A 15,645-nucleotide genomic window follows, 5' to 3' on the forward strand; every position below is an offset into this window, starting at 1 on the left:
CGATGACAATTTCCAACAGCGAACTTCGGGTCGCTCTGCTACTTGTCACACTACCTGTCGTGATTGCTCAGCCGGCTCTTGCACAGGAAGGCTCTGTTCTAACTTCTCTTCAGACCCAGATTACAACTGCGGCCAAAGGGTGGGAGACCACCGTGATGGACGCAGCGAAATCTCTCTTCTGGATTCTCGCCACTATTGAAATCGGAATTGCTGCTGTTTGGTTGGCATTGCAGGCCGCATCACTGGACAGCTGGTTCGCCGAGCTCGTCAGGCGGATCCTGTTTGTGGGATTCTTTGCCTTCGTGCTGACGCAAGGACCGACATTCGCCAAAGCCGTGGTGGACAGTCTTTTTCAGATCGGCGCCGGTGGAGGTACGGCCTCACCTGCAGACGTCTTCAATGCCGGGCTGACGGTAGCAACGAAGATGTCAGCCAAAGTGCAATTCGGGCTTTTCGAGGATAATGCACTGGCGATATCGGCCGCATTTGCAATGGTCGTGACGGTGATCGCATTTTCTCTCGTCGCAGCAATCTTTGTCTCCGTCATGGTCGAGATGTATCTTGGACTTCTCGCCGGGATGATCATGCTTGGGCTTGGCGGCTCGTCGTTCACCAAGGACTTTGCTGTTCGATATCTGGTTTACGCGTTTTCGGTTGGCATGAAACTGATGGCGCTCGTCATGATCTCCCGCATTGGTTCCGAGGTACTAATCGGGCTCGCCAACGAACCGAATATCGGTGATCAATTTCAGACCGCACTTGCGATCGCCGGCATCGCCGTCGTGGTGTTCATCATCGCGATGTATGTGCCGAACATTGTCCAAGGCGTCGTTCAGGGAGCGTCCGTCACTGGCGGCATGGAGACCATTCGTCATGGCGGCCAGGCTGCGTCGTTCGCTGCCGGCGCCGCCTTTCTTGCGGCTGGCGCTGCGGGGGCAGGATATGCCGCAGCACAATCGGCACGGGCCGCGGGGTCTTCGACCGCCGGCGCTACTCTTCGCGGGATTGGCGCAAGCTTTGGTTCCGGAGCACAAGCGGCAGGATCCGCAGCCAAGGAGAAGGCGATCGGGTCGCCCGGGGCCTATGCCGGCTCCATCCTTGGCCTGGCGAACGCGAAGCTCGACCAGGCTCGTGGCAAGGGAGCCTCGCCCGGTCAGCCGCCGGAGCGGCAGGACAAATCGTAAATTTAAGACAGGGAAAACAATATGGCAGCGCAACGCGCCCCGGAGAACCCGTATCTGGCCGCAAGGCAGGAATGGTCGGAACGATACGGCTCTTACGTGAGGGCGGCCTCCGCATGGCGGATGGTCGGCATCTTGAGCCTCGGCATGGCGGTGATGGCTTTCGGTTATTCGTTGTATCTGAGCACGCAAGTGAAGCTTGTTCCCTACATCGTCGAGGTCGACAAGCTCGGGAACACTGTTTCGGCAGGGTTTCCGCAGCAGATCGAATATGCTGATGCCCGGGTCATCCGGGCAACGCTCGGCGGCTTTATAACCAGTTTCCGCTCGATCACGCCGGATGCCGTCGTCCAGAAACAATACATCGACAGGACCTATGCTCTTCTGAGAACAAGCGATCCTTCGACCCAGAAGGTCAATGCCTGGTTCCGCGGCAACTCGCCATTCGAAAAGGCCGTGAATGCGACCGTCGCCATCGAGGTGAACAACATCGTCGCGCTGTCGAACCAGACCTATCAGATCGACTGGACTGAGTACGAACGGGACCGCAAGGGCAAGGAAATCGCGACACGCCGATTTCGCGGCATAGCCACGGTGGCGATCACCCCGCCCCAGGACGAGGCGACCATCCGGCTCAATCCCATCGGCCTCTACGTCAAGGACTTCGACTGGACCGCGCAACTGTAAGGGCAGGGGACTTCAATGAATACAAGGTTAAATCGGGCAGCGCTTTGCTGCATGACTGCACTTGCGCTTTTGATCACGGCGACGACATCGGGCTTTGCCCAGAGCCTGACGACGAATGAGGCGAAAGGAACCACCCTCTCCAACAATTGGCGTGGGCAGCGGGGACTGGTGACAACTGGGGCCGACGGAAAAGTCATCTTCCTGTTCGGTGAGACGCAGCCTTCTGTCGTCTGCTCACCTTTACAGGTCTGCGACATCGAGCTTCAGGGTGGGGAGATTGTCCGCGACGTTCTTGTCGGCGACACGGTACGCTGGAAGGTCGAGCCGGCCACATCCGGTGCTGCGGGCGGACAGGCAATTCACCTGATCGTCAAACCGTCGGAGGCGGGTCTGGTCACATCGATGGTCGTGACGACCTCAAGACGCACCTATCATATCCAGCTCAAATCGCACCCGAACCAGTACATGGCCCGCGTCGGCTTCGAGTATCCGGAAGAGGCCGCGACAAGATTGTCCGACATCAACGCTCGCATTCAGACGATGACCAATTCCGACGGCGGCGTGCCGCCAGAGCAACTTGCCTTCGCCTATTCGCTAAGCGGCAGCGCGCCCTGGAAGCCGAAGCGCGTCTATTCGGATGGGCAGAAGACCTACATACAGTTTCCGCGAACGCTCTCCGGTCAGGATGCGCCGGTCCTCTTCGTAGTTTCTGGCGGGCAAAACCGGATCGTAAACTACCGGATGAAGAACGACATGATGATCGTCGATTACAATATCGACAAGGCTGTCCTTGTTTCGGGCGTCGGCTGGCGTCAGCAGAAAATTACCATCAGGAAAGGAGGCTGACCGATGCGCTTAAGCATTCTTCCTTTCGTCGCTGCCGTTCTTCTCTCTGGTTGCCAGACCGGGACTGACGGGCTCACGACGAGTGCCGCGCCTTCGACGGTAACCGGCCCCGCCGCAAGCGCGATCGCTGGCGACATAGCTGGACGTTATGCCGAGCAGGCAGGGTCAACCGCCACGCCGATCAGGCTTCACAGCGACGCATCGGAGTTCTCGACGGCGCTCGAGGCCGCGTTAAAAGGGTGGGGTTTCACTGTCGTGACGGATGACAAGGCACGCTCCGGGAAGAACACCGCCAAGCCGATCGAGCTGGCATATTCGTTGATCGACGTTGACGGACAGGTACTCGTGAGGCTTTCCAGCGAGACACTCGAGCTTGGGCGTGCCTATTCAGTGTCATCAGGCGGCGCCACGCCGGCGAGCCCGCTCTCATTAATGAAGCGAAACTGAGGAGAGACAGATATGGTCCAGTCGCTCCAGCTCGGCAATCCGAGCAGCGCCTCGCAGGAAAAGGGCATGAAACGGCTCAATCGCCTGCCGGTGTTTTTTGGCATCGGTATCGCAGTCGTCGTCGCCTGTGTCCTTGTCTACGGCATCTCATCGCGAGGACTGCGGTTCGGCGACAGAATTCCGGATGAGGCAGGCTCGAACGTTCCGGCCTCGACCTTCGCTGATCAGATGAAGCGCGGGGTAAAAGACGGCATCATCGGGGATCGCGAAGAGCAGCCCGTATTCCAGCCCACGCCCACAACCCAGACAAATGTCGAGTCCAAGCCGATTGAAGAAGAGCAGATAAAGCAGCAGGCACGGGAAGAGCGCCGGCCGCGAATGGAGTCGGAAGAAGAATGGTTGGCCCGACTTCGCCGCGAGCAGCGCGAACAAGTCCTGCGTGAACAGCAGCGACAGCGCATGGCCAGCCTTCAGGCCCGTGCGACTGCGTTTGATTCGCCGCTGAAGGTCAAAATCTCGGAGTTGGGAAATATCTCCAACGACACCAGGACAACAGACCGGAAGCCGGCCACCAATAACGGTGCCTCTGATCTCTACGCCGCTGCCATGAAATCAGGTTTGATGGGGCAGAATGCCGATCCAAATGGACAGACTTCGAAGGAAGATTTCTTCAACGCCGACATCAAGGATCTCGGCTACTTGCCGAACCAGGTTGTACCCCAGCAGTCGCGCTATGAATTGAAGCGCGGCTCGGTCATCCCTGCGACCATGATTACCGGTATCATTTCCGATTTGCCGGGCCGGATCACAGCGCAGGTGAGCCAGCACATCTACGACAGTGCCACAGGGCATTTTCTTCTCATTCCGCAGGGTACCAAATTACTCGGCCGCTATGACAGCAAGGTCTCGTTTGGCCAAAGCCGCGTTCTGGTCGTCTGGACGGATGTCATCTTCCCGAATGGCTCGACACTGCAGATCGGCGGCATGGCTGGAACGGACTCGCAGGGCTATGGCGGGTTCTCTGATAAGGTCAATAATCACTATTTCCGCACTTTCGGTTCGGCGGCGCTTGTTGCACTGATTGGTACTGGCATCGATATGGCAGTTCCGGAGAGTTCCACCCTCGCCACACAGGATACAGCCTCTGACGCGGCACGCAGGAACTTTGCGGAGACCTTCGGCCGCGTCGCGGAGCAGACGATTTCCAAGAACCTGAATGTTCAGCCCACCATCCAGATCCGACCGGGCTACAAGTTCAACGTTCTCGTCGACCAGGATATTGTCTTTCCCGGAAATTATGGCGGTTGAGGCACATGTTGCCGCAACCGCCCTTTGGACAATTCCTGGATCAGGCCGATATGCGCACGGTCTCGCTGTCCGCCTTTTTGTGCGGCCGATATCCTGCATAGAGGGGAGCCCCGACTCCGAGCGCCTGCTGCATGCGCATGCGAACCTCCTCTGAAACTTCGAAAACACCGCAGCAAACCGGGGAGCGACCATAGCCGTCTGCGCGGCCAACCTCTTCAACGGCGAGCCCCGCCCGACGATAGACGCGCGCCAGGTGCGGCTCGTAGTTCGAGACCAGCGTCTCGATACCGTGCGACAATCCGCATTCGCACAACGCCAGCAACAGCATGCCGAAAGCCTTGCCCGTTTCCAGGTTCGGAAAGTCCTCGGAGAGTATTTCCTCATCGAGGCACATTCGCGTCCCTTCGTAGATTCCGGATGCGATCAGGCTGGCACCCGCAAACGTGTCGCGGAAGACGTCGTAAAGAAGCGTCGGGCCGGTGGTTGGCATCAGCCGCAGCGTTCCGTAAAGGCGATCCGCGCGATCATTGCTCCACATCAGGTAAGCCGGCCGCAGAGCATCGTACTCGTCGCGCTCGCAATCACCATCGATTGTCACGGCCCAACCGAGTTGATCGTGAAACACACGTTTGCGCAGGCGAAATGCCTGATCCATGAGAGCCTGATAACGGGTGTACTGATGCGCTTGAACCAGAATGAACAAGGTTTGTCTCCAGCTGTTGATACTGGCTGGAAGATGCCGCCTGGCGGAGGAGCCAGATATTCCCGCATATGGTCAGACCCATATGCGGGTATTGCCCAGAGGTATCCGGGCGATCGGCTCATATCGCGATCACGCGTAGCTTAAGGGCAAGAGTGGCCGCCGCCGAGATCGTAGCGCAACCGAGTTTTGTCCTCGCCGACTTGATGTAGCTGCGGGTCGTGTGATGGGAAAGGCCGAGAATAAGCGCGATATCCTTGTAATCCTTGCCGAGCGCGCTCCAGTAGAGGCACTCACGTTCCCGCGGACTCAAGACCGGGATCGGATCGCTCGCTCCATGTAGCTCGAACACTGCCATCTGGTGGACGAGATACGCGAGATCGACCCATTCACTCCGATGCGCACCGACCATATCCTCCCATTGTTCGGCGGTGGCGTTCGAATTCAAAGAGAGGATGGCGCGACGGCCGGCTTTATCCGATATCGGGATGGAAAAGCCAAAGCGGCCGACACCATAGCGCGTTGCGTCTTCCAGAAACATCAGCATCTCGGGCGCGACTTCGAGTTCTCGCCAATCGAATGGCAGCTGGCGCAGAAAGCCCTCGCGCGCGACAGGATCGACGGCGACATAGCCCTTCAACAGATAGGTGGATACCCACGCATCCGGGTAGGTCGTGCGCACGAACGGAGCGTCGAAATCACCGATCACGGTCGAAGTAAGATGGTAGGTTATGAAATCGACGCGATAAACCGACTGTATCAAATGGAGTGCTTCGGTCACCGCGCCCGCCTTTGCAAGGCGCTCCTTGACGTCAGAAAAATCGGCGAGTGGTCCTGTCAATATACGCTTCCTAAGCACTGCGGCCTGACAATCGGCCTTAGAGATCGAATGATTAGCCAAAGGAGTTCGGCAGCGATGCAGAACTTCATGGGATTGTGCCGTAACCTGATTGCTTTCTTGGTTCAAACGCAACTTCCCGGCGAGGATAGGCATTGCTATGCGGAGGTTAATTTAGTTCGACGATTGGACGATCCTTCGTTTCAGTTTGGACACCAAAACGACAGCGACTCTAGGCTCCTTCTTCAATCGCTGGCCGCGAGCCGACCTCGGACGCCAACAAATCTGCGGTGGCGCGGATGAGGTTAGGTCGCTATAAGCGCTGGTGAGGCAGTACGCGCTGCCTCCGGGCTTAGTAACCCGACGCATGCCGGTTTGGCGTCCGCCGTTAGGGCGCCGAATTCCTCGACCTATGGTCGGGGAGCCATGGACGTATGTCCAGGTTCCTCGGAACTAAAGGTCTATGGGCCGGCGCATGCTCGGTTACTAACTCCCCGATCGCCAGGGGTCAGGAACTATGCGGGGGCGCACCGCGCATTCCTGTTTTGGGAGTTGAACATGGACGCCGACGACCGATTGAATGGCGAGGCAGTCGATCTGAAGCCGCTGGTAGGCCTCCTGCATGGGCTTCCGTCACCGCTCGTCGAACGTCTCACGATCGATGCAATCCGCGAACATCGGGATCTATTGGAGCGGGCAGAAAATCTGTTCAATGAACTGCCGGCTGACGTTAAAGCCGGTAAGGAGCTTGTTGGCGATACCCATATTGCCTATCTCGAAGCAACCATCAGGATGCACGCGCAAATGTCGGTGCTGACCACCCTGCTGCACATTCTAGGCTATACGCCCAAGGCCTGACCCGCCAGATCAGCCTAAATCAGGCCGCGTCGGATAGCCAAAGCCACCACCTGCGCATGATTGGCCAGATTGTAGCGCGTTCTGACATCGTCAATCGCAGAGCGGACGCCAGCATACTTTGCCTGCTCCAGCTCAGCGATCACCTCGACGGTTTTGCCAAGCGACAGCCAGCGAATGTAGTTCACCTGCTTCGGCGTCAGGACGATCTTTTCCTCGATGGAGGGCGTGACACGCAAGTGCTCAAGACGGGCATGAAGTTGAGCGACCGCTGATGCAGCCATAATGGCATCAATCTCCATATCACTGGCAAGAGAAGGCTTCGCCGATGCAAAGGTCAGCATGGACATGGCACCGTTGGCGGTGGCGACCGGGATGGACACGCCCGAGCGAATGTTGAAGTCAGCGGCTTTCGAAAAGAAGTTTTTCTGCTCTTTTGACAACGAACTCTTGTCGGCTTCACCGGACCAGGCGAAAGCGCGCCTTATCAACTGGGCCTGCCGCATGACCGGATCGATGAACCGGTAGTCCAGCGTGTCATAGATTTTCTGCCAGTCGATATCGTAGTTGGAGACCGCATAGGTCTGCCCCGGACGAATGTTGACGAAGGCATAGCCCACAAAATCGAACCGATCAGCAAGATTGGCCAGTGCGCCCTTGACCATGGACTGATCGTTTCCGATCACAGTGATATCCAGCAGTTTCTCGACCCAGTTTGTCATCCATACTCTCCCTGTAAATCGCACCCGTTCCGCGGTGGCGAAGTGCGTCGGCAGTCAGAGGGACCGCGACGCGCGCGAACAGTGACCTGGTAAAGAATGAAGCATATTCAATCGCGTAAGTTGACCATGATGGAATGGTTTTCTAAATCGTTTTCTCGGAATTGCAAACCACGGATTTTGCTTACTCGCGGAAAACGTGTCAGCTCACAATTGGCCAAGCGATCTCAGCTTCATGGCCCCTGAGCAGAAATCTGTCATTGTTTTGCGAAATGCTTTACATGGAAGGACCCATTTAGAGCGAACCCATGTTGCAGCTTACCCACGACACCGAACAGCTTGCCCGGGAAATTGCGGCCCGTGTCGGGCGCAGACCGGACGATATCATACGCGCTGCCCTCGAACGTGAAGCTCAGGCCCTCGGGGTTTTCGGCGACCTGCCTGTGAGACATCGCATGACCGTCGAACAGATGACAGCGATCGGGGAGAAGGTTTCTGCCCTGCCGCTGCTTGATACATCATCCCCGAAAGAAATCCTCGACGACCTGCATGAACCATGATTGTCGTCGATCACTCCGCAGTCGTCCACGTAGCCGCAATCAGGACACAGAAGATCAGGAGCACTACGGCTTTACCAACTTGACGAACTTAACCAACCTTGCCATATATAGCTCTCCGAACGGAGGGTGAGAGATGGCATCTCTGAAGTCCAAAACCAGCATACGTGACGGTGCAAGCGGGCGCGAAAAACCGGGCGCTGAATCCATGGCTTTTTTCCTGACCACAGGCGCCGCCCCGCTGGCGAAGGGGAGAGCCGCCTTCAAGATCAAGATCCCGGACAATGCATCAAAAGCCCTGACCGGCAATCCCAATCGCGTCAAGGCGCTCCTCCAGGAATATGGTCAAGCGATCGCAAAAAGCCGTTCTGCTGGCCACCCGGTCAGCTTCCGTGTCGATGTCGATTCCGAAGGTGAGATGGTTGTCACTCCCGTTGAGGCGGTGGAAATGACAACGGTGCCTGTCGTAGAGGAGAACGATGCACTGGATCCGGAGTTGGAGCAGGCGTTGGTGGCCGCACGGGCGCGGGGACGCATAAAGGCTGCTGAGGTTCTCAGCGGCACTGACATGCTGAATGCCGACGAATTCGCCAAGCTGCTTGGCACGACAAGGGTGACGGTGAATTCAAAGCGCCAGACCGGACTGGTATTGGGGCTGGATGGCGCGAAACGCGGCTTTCGCTTCCCGGATTGGCAGATCGATGCCGATGGCAAGCCGTTTGCAGCGCTTGCAACGCTCCACGAGCGACTGGGCGGAGCCTGGGCAGTTTACCGGTTCCTGGTCCAGCCCCACGGAGAGCTGGACGGACTGACAGGTCGCGAGGCATTGGAGCGGGGACGGACCGAGCAAGCGCTCGAGGTTGTCGAGAGCATTGGTCGAGATTTCCGCTGAATGGCACGTGTTCTGCCGCCTCCCGGCTTTGCAAATGCAAGCCTTCACCTGCATACGGTCCCAGCCGGACTTCGGTTCGGTCGCATCTATCTGGGCACCTACCCTGATCCACTAGGCTTCGGTAAAACGCCGAGCCGTTTCAGCGATCCACGCCGGCGCAAATTCGCTAACCGGTTCGGGGTGCTCTATTTGGGCGATACGGTGAAGGTGTGCTTTCTCGAAGCCGTCTTGCGCGATCAACGCGATGGGGTCCTCGGCGACCTGCCGATAGCTGAATCCGAATTGTACGACCGCAATTTCGCAGAGATCGAGGTCATCAATCCGCTGATGATGGTCGATCTTCGAGACGACGGGCCGATCAAGATGGGTGTGCCGACGGATGTCGCGAAGGGCTCAAAGCAATCCCTCGCACGGAAGTGGGCGGTCGCCTTCAATGAACACGACAGCCAGGTGGACGGCATCATCTACCCGTCTCGGCTCAACGGCCACACCAACCTTGCAGTGTTCGATCGAGCTATTGGAAAACTGAAGGCGGTCCGCACGACGAAGCTGATCCGCGCGCCGGGTCTGGCTGATATACTAAACGACCTCAATGTCGCACTTGTCGAACCTGATCCCTGATATTTTACCTGTCGTCGAAGCCGGATCCAGCACTACTTCTGCCCACCGATCCGGGACAAATCGACCCGAATTCCCGCAGTCCCAACCTCTTTTTCGCCTGAGGGATCCGCTTCGCTCTGGGAGGGCGTGGCATCAGCAGGTTTGTCCGCGGCATCCGAAGAAACTTCCTTCCGATCGACGATTGTTCTTCCTGGATCCTCCGCCTGAAACACGCTTTCACCTTCGAACTGGCCGGTTTTCCAGGCGTAAACGGCATCTTCGAAGATCTGCGGGAGCACCTCACTGCTCGTTGGGTTGCCATACCACTTTGAAACGATGCGCATGATCTTGGAAAACATCTTCGTCCCCATGCGAAGGTTTTCGCAAGGTGCGATCAGATCTGGTTTCAGCTCGGATGCGTCCTTCACGCCGACACCCGCCGGGAACTGTGTAAGGCCCACACGCACGACGGCTTGCCCGACATACTGGCGTATGATCTCCATAGCCTCGTCGGGCGTCTTCGGTTTTGGTACGAGGATGAGCCGTCCTCCGGCTTTCACCGTGACGGCCAGCGGATCGCCAGGACCGACAGCGGCTACGAACTGCTCGACGATGGCGGGTTTCAGCGAGGGATCGGCACATTCCGCGATAAAGGCAGCATCCATGACGAAGGCTCCAAAGTTCAGCTGTTGAAGGAAATCACAAGGGGAACGCCGAACAGAGCGGACCAGGCTTTGGCGCTCGCGCGCTGGATAGCGATGATGTTGCCACCAGTCGTCCACCAGCCATTGCCGATCAAAACGATCGCGTCGGGTCTATAAAGCATCGACTGGAGAATGGGCCAAAGTACGAGCTGCTCGTAGCAGATGAGCGGCGCGATCTTTCGGCCCGCAACCTCGACGACAGGATTGGCGAAGAGGTTGGCGCGGGCGCCGCCAGTCTCTCCTGTCCATCGCTCCCATGGACGCCACATCGAAACCGGTACAGGCATGCGCTCACGATAGAGGACACGCCCCCCATGCGCATCGATGGCCACCATGACGTTGTCGTAGCCAACCGCATCGACGACCGCCGCGCCGGCGACCACAGTCACGTGCGTTCCTTGCAGCTCATTCCGCCAGAAACGTTCAAGCGTTGGCGTCCAAGAGCCCAGAGTGCTCTCGGGAAGCACGACGACGGTCTCTCGTGTTCCGGCAGCCTGCCGAACATCCGTCACCAGGTCACGTTGACGTTGAAGGGATTGATCGCGGCCAAGGCTCGCACCCATTTCAAGGTCAACACCACGCCACCCCTCTGGTAGAATCTGATGTGTCCCCGATGCGGCGGACCAAAGCCATAGACCTGGCAGGGCAATGGCGATAGCCGGCCCGATCCGGGTTACGAGACCGATCAGGACGGCTGTCAAAGCGAGCAGCCCCCACCATCCCCATCCCGGAAACAGTATGCCGGCCGCTGTCAGCGGATGCGCCCAGCCTGTGATCCCGAGTGGTGGAAAAGCAGTGAGACCAAGGACCATGAGATAGCGCGCGGGCTTTGCCCATCCGCCCCGCACTGTCCAGAGTACCGCATGGACGGCAATGAAGGACGATGCCGCCGCTATCCAGAAGAGGAGGCCAACCCAGAGGTCGGCGTAAAAGAACTGGGCAACGCCGGCAGGCAATCCTCGCGACGCCGCGAGGAAATAGCCGGCCGCAACGACGGCCGCTGCGATCCGCGTTGGTGACAATGCCCACAGAAGCGGGAAGAGTGTTGCCGCAGGGAGCAGGAACGCCTGGCCGCTCCAGCCAACCGCCCCGACGAACACGGCAAGCGAAACGAGAACGGCAATCATCATGACCTCACGGCGCATAGGTCAACACCTCTTGCGCCAGACCGAGCACGCCTGACACAGGCACCGGCCCGAAATATCGGGAATCCCATGAGCCGATGAAGTCGGAGTGCAGATACACCTCTCCGGCTCGCACCATTCCGCTTTGATCGGGCTGAAGAGATCGCCCCTGTCCGTCCTTCTCCATGATGCGGGAGCCGGGGATAGGTACGCGGTCAACTGCGATGTGATCGGTGACGTCCACGCGCTGTCCCGCCACCGCGATGACAGTCTTTATCAGCGGCCCAAACCCGCCGGGGCAAAGTCCCGGGCGGAGATAGCCACGCTGCCTCGCCTGGCGCATGGCGGCATTGTCAGGCGGGCAGACGAAAACTGTTTCGCCGGGCAGGACCGGGCGGGTGAGCGTAACGATGCGCCAGAGGCCGAGCGGCTCACTCGGCGTCGTGTTGATGCGCAGACCACCACTCCAACCAGCAGCAAAAAGGACGCCAAACATGCCAGCGGCCACGGATATCGTGACGCAGGCGCGGCGTCGTTGACGAGGCATCGTCCAACCTTCACGCATCATCATAATCATTTGAGGGAGAGCCCCTTGGTCTGGGTTTGCCGCGCTGTTTCAGCCTGCTTCAATGCCAGCGTGGTGCGCTCGTGCGCGGCGAGTTGCTGCACAGTGCGCATGCTGTTCCAAGCCGACTGCACTTCGCTTTTCTGCGAAGGGTTCATCCCGGCCGTCAATTTGTGAAAGGTCTCGCCGTTTGCATCTTTAGCAGAGATCGGCAGCAGGCTGCGTTCTCCGAAACGCTCGGACACAGCCTTGGCAAAGCCCTCCAGTTCCGCTTTGACGTTTCTGTCGGCCAGCGCATATTCGAGACCGGCGGGAAGATCGTTGCGATCGATCGCATCGCGGATCCTCTCCAGCGTCTGCCTGGCCGATGGAGAGAGGGCAGGGATGCCGACGGAGACCTTGAGACGGATTGCCCGCTCTTGCGCTTCGTGCTTGCGCTCTGCCTCGGCCCGCGCCGTAACATAGCGCTCAAGGTTTCGCGCCAGGGCAGGCGCGTTGACAAGCGCCGTGTCGCGCGCGGCCTTCTCGGTCGCTCCGGCGAAGATGCCGGTCTTGCCCTTGAGCGCTCCAAACCTTTCCGGCTCAGCTGCGATCTTCGCAAGCGTTGTCTGCGCTCTTGCCGGATCTTTCAGCATGGCATCGACATTGACCGCCTTGAACGCGGTCTCCGGCTCGGCAAAGACCTGGGTAAAGCGTGTCGTGACCTCCTGCCATTGTTTCTTCAAACCGGGATCGGCGACCAGGCGATCCTCAACGGCCTGATCGATCGATTTCGGGAACGTCGTGATGCCTGATACCATTGGCTTTGCCTCCATAACGGGTTTCGGGGTCACTTGGGTATTCGAGCGCTTGAGACCGAGCAGTGCGCCGATCGTCGCCACGCGGGCGGTGAGATTGACGAGCTTCTGTTTCTGCCGAACGGTCCAGTCGAGGCGGTCGCGAACGAGGGTGCGCGCGACATTGACCAGATGCAGGCCGCGCGCGTCGGCGAAGCGAAGGGCCGCGCGGTAGAAGGCGCCCTTCTCGTAGTCGAGCGTCGTTTCCTTTGCGTTCTTGCGCGATAGAAGCTCGGCTAGGCCGCCCGCCTTGGCGAAGGATCGCGCGCCATAATAGACGCCGAGATCCTCGCGATGACGGGTCATCGCCACATAGGTCAGGTGGCGGTCGAGGGACAGCGAGGCCAGAACCTTAACCCTGTCGACGGTCGCTCCTTGGCTCTTATGGATCGTGGTCGCATATCCATGATCGACATTGTTGTAGAACCGCTGCTCTACGCTGATAGCTTTGCGATTTTCGCCTTCACCAATTTCGGCAACGATAAGCCCCGGGGTGGCTTCCACCACCTTGGCCAGCATGCCGTTCTTGACGCCAAGCGAGCTTTCATTCTTGAGGAAGACGATCCGATCGCCAGCAGCGAAATGGCGGACACCATCTTCGGTTTTGAAGGCGTGACCGTCATCGACAAGGCCGCGCTCGACCAACTTGGCGCGCGCCAGGATATTGAGCATCCGCACGTCGCGGCGAAGGTGGGCGAGGATCAGCGAGGACCGGGCCGGATCGTATTCGCGGTTCCAATCGGAGATAAGGTTTTCGACGGCTTGCGACTTCAAGGTCGATCCCATCATCCGACCGTTTGCGCTGTAGGATGCGACAGCCTTGGCGATGTTGCCGCGGGCGAGATCGAGCGAAGCGTCGCGCATCCATTGCTCGCGCTGGCGATAGATGGTTTCGAGTTCGGCGTAGCCGATGCGATCAGCGATGGCGCGGAAGGCGGCACCTGCCTCGATCGGTTGCAACTGTTCGGGATCACCGATGAGAACGAGCTTTGCCCCGCGCACCGTTGCCTCTTCAACAAGCTGCGCCATCTGTTTCGAAGAGACCATGCCGGCTTCGTCGAGGACCATAACGGTCTTGTCATCGAGATGGTCGCGACCTTGGGCCCAGCGCAGTTCCCAGGACGACAATGTGTGCGAGCCGATCCCAGCTTCCTTTTCCAGACCTTCTGCTGCCTTCCCCGCAAGGGCGGCACCAACGACACGATAACCGGCCGCCTCCCAGGCCTCGCGTGCGGCCTTCATCATCGTGGTCTTGCCGGCGCCGGCGCGGCCGATCACGGCTGCAATCCGCTCAGGACCTGCAACATGCTCGATGGCCGTTTTCTGCTCATCCGAGAGGCGCTCATGGAGCTCGAACACTGCCTCGATGATCTTCTGACGGACGCCATGTGATGATCGCTGGGACAGCCAGATCGACCGGTTTGCCATCTCGGCCTCAAGGCGGATCATCTCGCGCGTCGTGTACCGCGCCGGTGTCCGGACGCCGGAGGTAAAGTCGATCCGTTCACGGTCAAGACGCAGCACGTCCAGATGCTGCATGATCCGCGCCATCAGGCTCTGGAAGTGAGCCGCGTCGTCAACATAGCGATGGAGGACCTTCGCCACGTCCTGGTTGTCGAAAACGCTTTTCTCCCGGGTGATCAGATCGAGCACGATACCGGGATTGCGCTGGATGCGCCGGAGGTTTTCCGCGCGCCGCTCTTCCTGCAATTCGATCCGCTCGAGCTTCCGTGACCGGGCTGTGGCCGGCCCGTTCACCGTTTCCGATTTTCGCTCGATGGCTGTGGCGCCGACCCCAATATGAATGGTGGGTGTCAGGTCGATACCCTGCTTTTCGAAGGATCGGCCATCGATGCGGATGTCCAGCCCGGCAAGCGCCAGGTGCCGGTTCTGCACAGCAAACCATCCGTCACGAAAAGCATTGAAGTCCTCAGCGCCACCCGCCCAGAGCTCATAGACTCTTCTGCCGGCGTCGTTGCGCATGGGCTGGCCGTCTGGCCCAAGAACAGCGACCTTCTTGGCACCGAACCCGTCCTCGCTCATAGGCCGCAATGTCGTCATCAGGTGGACATGCGGGTTGCCTGGCGCATCGTGATAGACCCAGTCTGCGACCATACCCTTCGCCGTGACATGCTCGGCAACGAAGTTTTGCATCAGCGCGATGTTTTGCTCGGAGGAGAGCTCGATCGGGAGCGCGATGGTAATGTCCTTGGCGAGCTGGGCATCGACCCGTTTCTCGAACGCCTCGACCTTGTTCCAGAACGCCTCCGAGGCACCCGAGACCGAGAGATCGGCGATCATGGCGCGCAGCCAGTCTGGCGCATCGGCAGGGATCACGAACTCCTCGTGCAGAAGACCCTGCTTCCTCGTGTAATCGATTGTGCGTGCTTCCCGCTCGTAGTCCATCCTGGCGCAGTGCCGGTAGGCCGCAGACAGCACGGCGCTGCGGCCAGAGCCACGGGCGACGATGCTGACTGAGAAATGCGGGACGGCCACGGGCGGATCGCTCCTTCTTACGAATGAAATCAACTGGTTGATCGCAAGAGGTGGCCCCGCCAGGGGGCAAAAGCAGAACGTCGCGTCAGCGACGTATAATTGCGCCCTTGGATCCGCTCTTGTCGAGCGGCGGGATCATTCGCCAAATGCTGACGCTTTGGCGAGGTACAAATTTGTACCTGTCCTGCCGGGGAAAAATCGAGGACTCTCATCCCACCATTCCACGGATATCACTGGAGATTGCATCCCGATGAAGAAGCCAACGTCGAAAATCCGCGAAGAACTTGCCC

The 15,645-nt window shown here is 58.9% G+C and carries 16 protein-coding genes; 9 read left to right on the forward strand and 7 right to left on the reverse strand.

The window, feature by feature from the left end; genetic code table 11:
• The first annotated feature begins 2 nt into the window (after positions 1-2).
• From trbL to trbI, 5 genes are read left to right on the forward strand one after another with little or no spacing between them, the layout of a single operon-like run.
• Positions 3-1,184 (forward strand): P-type conjugative transfer protein TrbL, encoded by a 1,182-nt coding sequence (gene trbL, locus HGO38_RS28735; protein WP_250959216.1) that lies wholly within the window; start codon positions 3-5, stop codon positions 1,182-1,184.
• Between the two features lie 21 nt (positions 1,185-1,205).
• The gene (locus HGO38_RS28740) at positions 1,206-1,868 is read left to right on the forward strand and encodes a conjugal transfer protein TrbF (protein ID WP_024897945.1); all 663 of its coding nucleotides are present in this window, start codon (positions 1,206-1,208) and stop codon (positions 1,866-1,868) included.
• Positions 1,869-1,883: 15 nt separating this feature from the next.
• A complete protein-coding gene (gene trbG, locus HGO38_RS28745) occupies positions 1,884-2,714 on the forward strand; it encodes a P-type conjugative transfer protein TrbG (RefSeq protein ID WP_156629869.1) in 831 nt (276 codons plus the stop codon).
• A 3-nt stretch (positions 2,715-2,717) separates the two neighbouring features.
• Positions 2,718-3,161 (forward strand): conjugal transfer protein TrbH, encoded by a 444-nt coding sequence (gene trbH / locus HGO38_RS28750; protein WP_156629870.1) that lies wholly within the window; start codon positions 2,718-2,720, stop codon positions 3,159-3,161.
• Between the two features lie 12 nt (positions 3,162-3,173).
• Positions 3,174-4,469, forward strand: coding sequence for an IncP-type conjugal transfer protein TrbI (gene trbI / locus HGO38_RS28755; protein ID WP_250959217.1), 1,296 nt, complete (start codon positions 3,174-3,176; stop codon positions 4,467-4,469).
• Positions 4,470-4,509: 40 nt separating this feature from the next.
• On the opposite strand, the gene HGO38_RS28760 is transcribed toward trbI, so the two are convergent.
• Both HGO38_RS28760 and HGO38_RS28765 read right to left on the reverse strand, forming a co-directional pair.
• Entirely contained in the window at positions 4,510-5,172 is a 663-nt protein-coding gene (locus HGO38_RS28760) for an acyl-homoserine-lactone synthase (RefSeq protein WP_250959218.1), read from the reverse strand.
• A 118-nt stretch (positions 5,173-5,290) separates the two neighbouring features.
• Positions 5,291-6,010, reverse strand: coding sequence for a helix-turn-helix transcriptional regulator (locus HGO38_RS28765; RefSeq protein ID WP_284739598.1), 720 nt, complete (start codon positions 6,008-6,010; stop codon positions 5,291-5,293).
• Positions 6,011-6,565: 555 nt separating this feature from the next.
• On the opposite strand from HGO38_RS28765, the gene HGO38_RS28770 reads away from it, so the two are divergent.
• Positions 6,566-6,865, forward strand: coding sequence for a transcriptional repressor TraM (locus HGO38_RS28770; protein WP_035227094.1), 300 nt, complete (start codon positions 6,566-6,568; stop codon positions 6,863-6,865).
• Between the two features lie 14 nt (positions 6,866-6,879).
• Here HGO38_RS28770 and traR read toward each other — a convergent pair whose 3' ends face one another.
• Entirely contained in the window at positions 6,880-7,584 is a 705-nt protein-coding gene (traR, locus tag HGO38_RS28775; RefSeq protein WP_113434885.1) for an autoinducer-binding transcriptional regulator TraR, read from the reverse strand.
• Positions 7,585-7,889: 305 nt separating this feature from the next.
• Here traR and HGO38_RS28780 point away from each other — a divergent pair, with 305 nt between their 5' ends.
• The 3 genes from HGO38_RS28780 (at position 7,890) to HGO38_RS28790 (ending at position 9,651) form a co-directional block, all read left to right on the forward strand.
• Positions 7,890-8,141: a type II toxin-antitoxin system VapB family antitoxin gene (locus HGO38_RS28780; protein WP_250959220.1), complete on the forward strand. Its 252-nt coding sequence runs from the start codon at positions 7,890-7,892 to the stop codon at positions 8,139-8,141.
• 133 nt (positions 8,142-8,274) lie between these two features.
• Positions 8,275-9,030 (forward strand): hypothetical protein, encoded by a 756-nt coding sequence (locus tag HGO38_RS28785; RefSeq protein WP_035227102.1) that lies wholly within the window; start codon positions 8,275-8,277, stop codon positions 9,028-9,030.
• Positions 9,031-9,651, forward strand: a complete 621-nt coding sequence (locus HGO38_RS28790; protein ID WP_250959221.1) for an RES family NAD+ phosphorylase — start codon at positions 9,031-9,033, stop codon at positions 9,649-9,651. It begins immediately after the preceding gene.
• Positions 9,652-9,683: 32 nt separating this feature from the next.
• On the opposite strand, the gene HGO38_RS28795 is transcribed toward HGO38_RS28790, so the two are convergent.
• Genes HGO38_RS28795 through traA form a run of 4 tightly spaced genes read right to left on the reverse strand, consistent with a single transcriptional unit; the run spans position 9,684 to position 15,355 of the window.
• On the reverse strand, positions 9,684-10,295 hold the full coding sequence (locus HGO38_RS28795; RefSeq protein WP_250959222.1) for a TraH family protein: 612 nt from the start codon (positions 10,293-10,295) through the stop codon (positions 9,684-9,686).
• A 17-nt stretch (positions 10,296-10,312) separates the two neighbouring features.
• Positions 10,313-11,479 (reverse strand): conjugal transfer protein TraB, encoded by a 1,167-nt coding sequence (locus tag HGO38_RS28800; RefSeq protein ID WP_250959223.1) that lies wholly within the window; start codon positions 11,477-11,479, stop codon positions 10,313-10,315.
• On the reverse strand, positions 11,469-12,035 hold the full coding sequence (traF, locus tag HGO38_RS28805) for a conjugative transfer signal peptidase TraF (protein WP_250959224.1): 567 nt from the start codon (positions 12,033-12,035) through the stop codon (positions 11,469-11,471). Before traF ends, HGO38_RS28800 begins: the two co-directional genes overlap by 11 nt.
• Positions 12,032-15,355, reverse strand: a complete 3,324-nt coding sequence (gene traA / locus HGO38_RS28810) for a Ti-type conjugative transfer relaxase TraA (RefSeq protein ID WP_250959225.1) — start codon at positions 15,353-15,355, stop codon at positions 12,032-12,034. Before traA ends, traF begins: the two co-directional genes overlap by 4 nt.
• Between the last annotated feature and the right edge of the window lie 290 nt (positions 15,356-15,645).

The organism is Rhizobium sp. CG5 (assembly GCF_023701945.1).
Taxonomy (GTDB): domain Bacteria; phylum Pseudomonadota; class Alphaproteobacteria; order Rhizobiales; family Rhizobiaceae; genus Allorhizobium.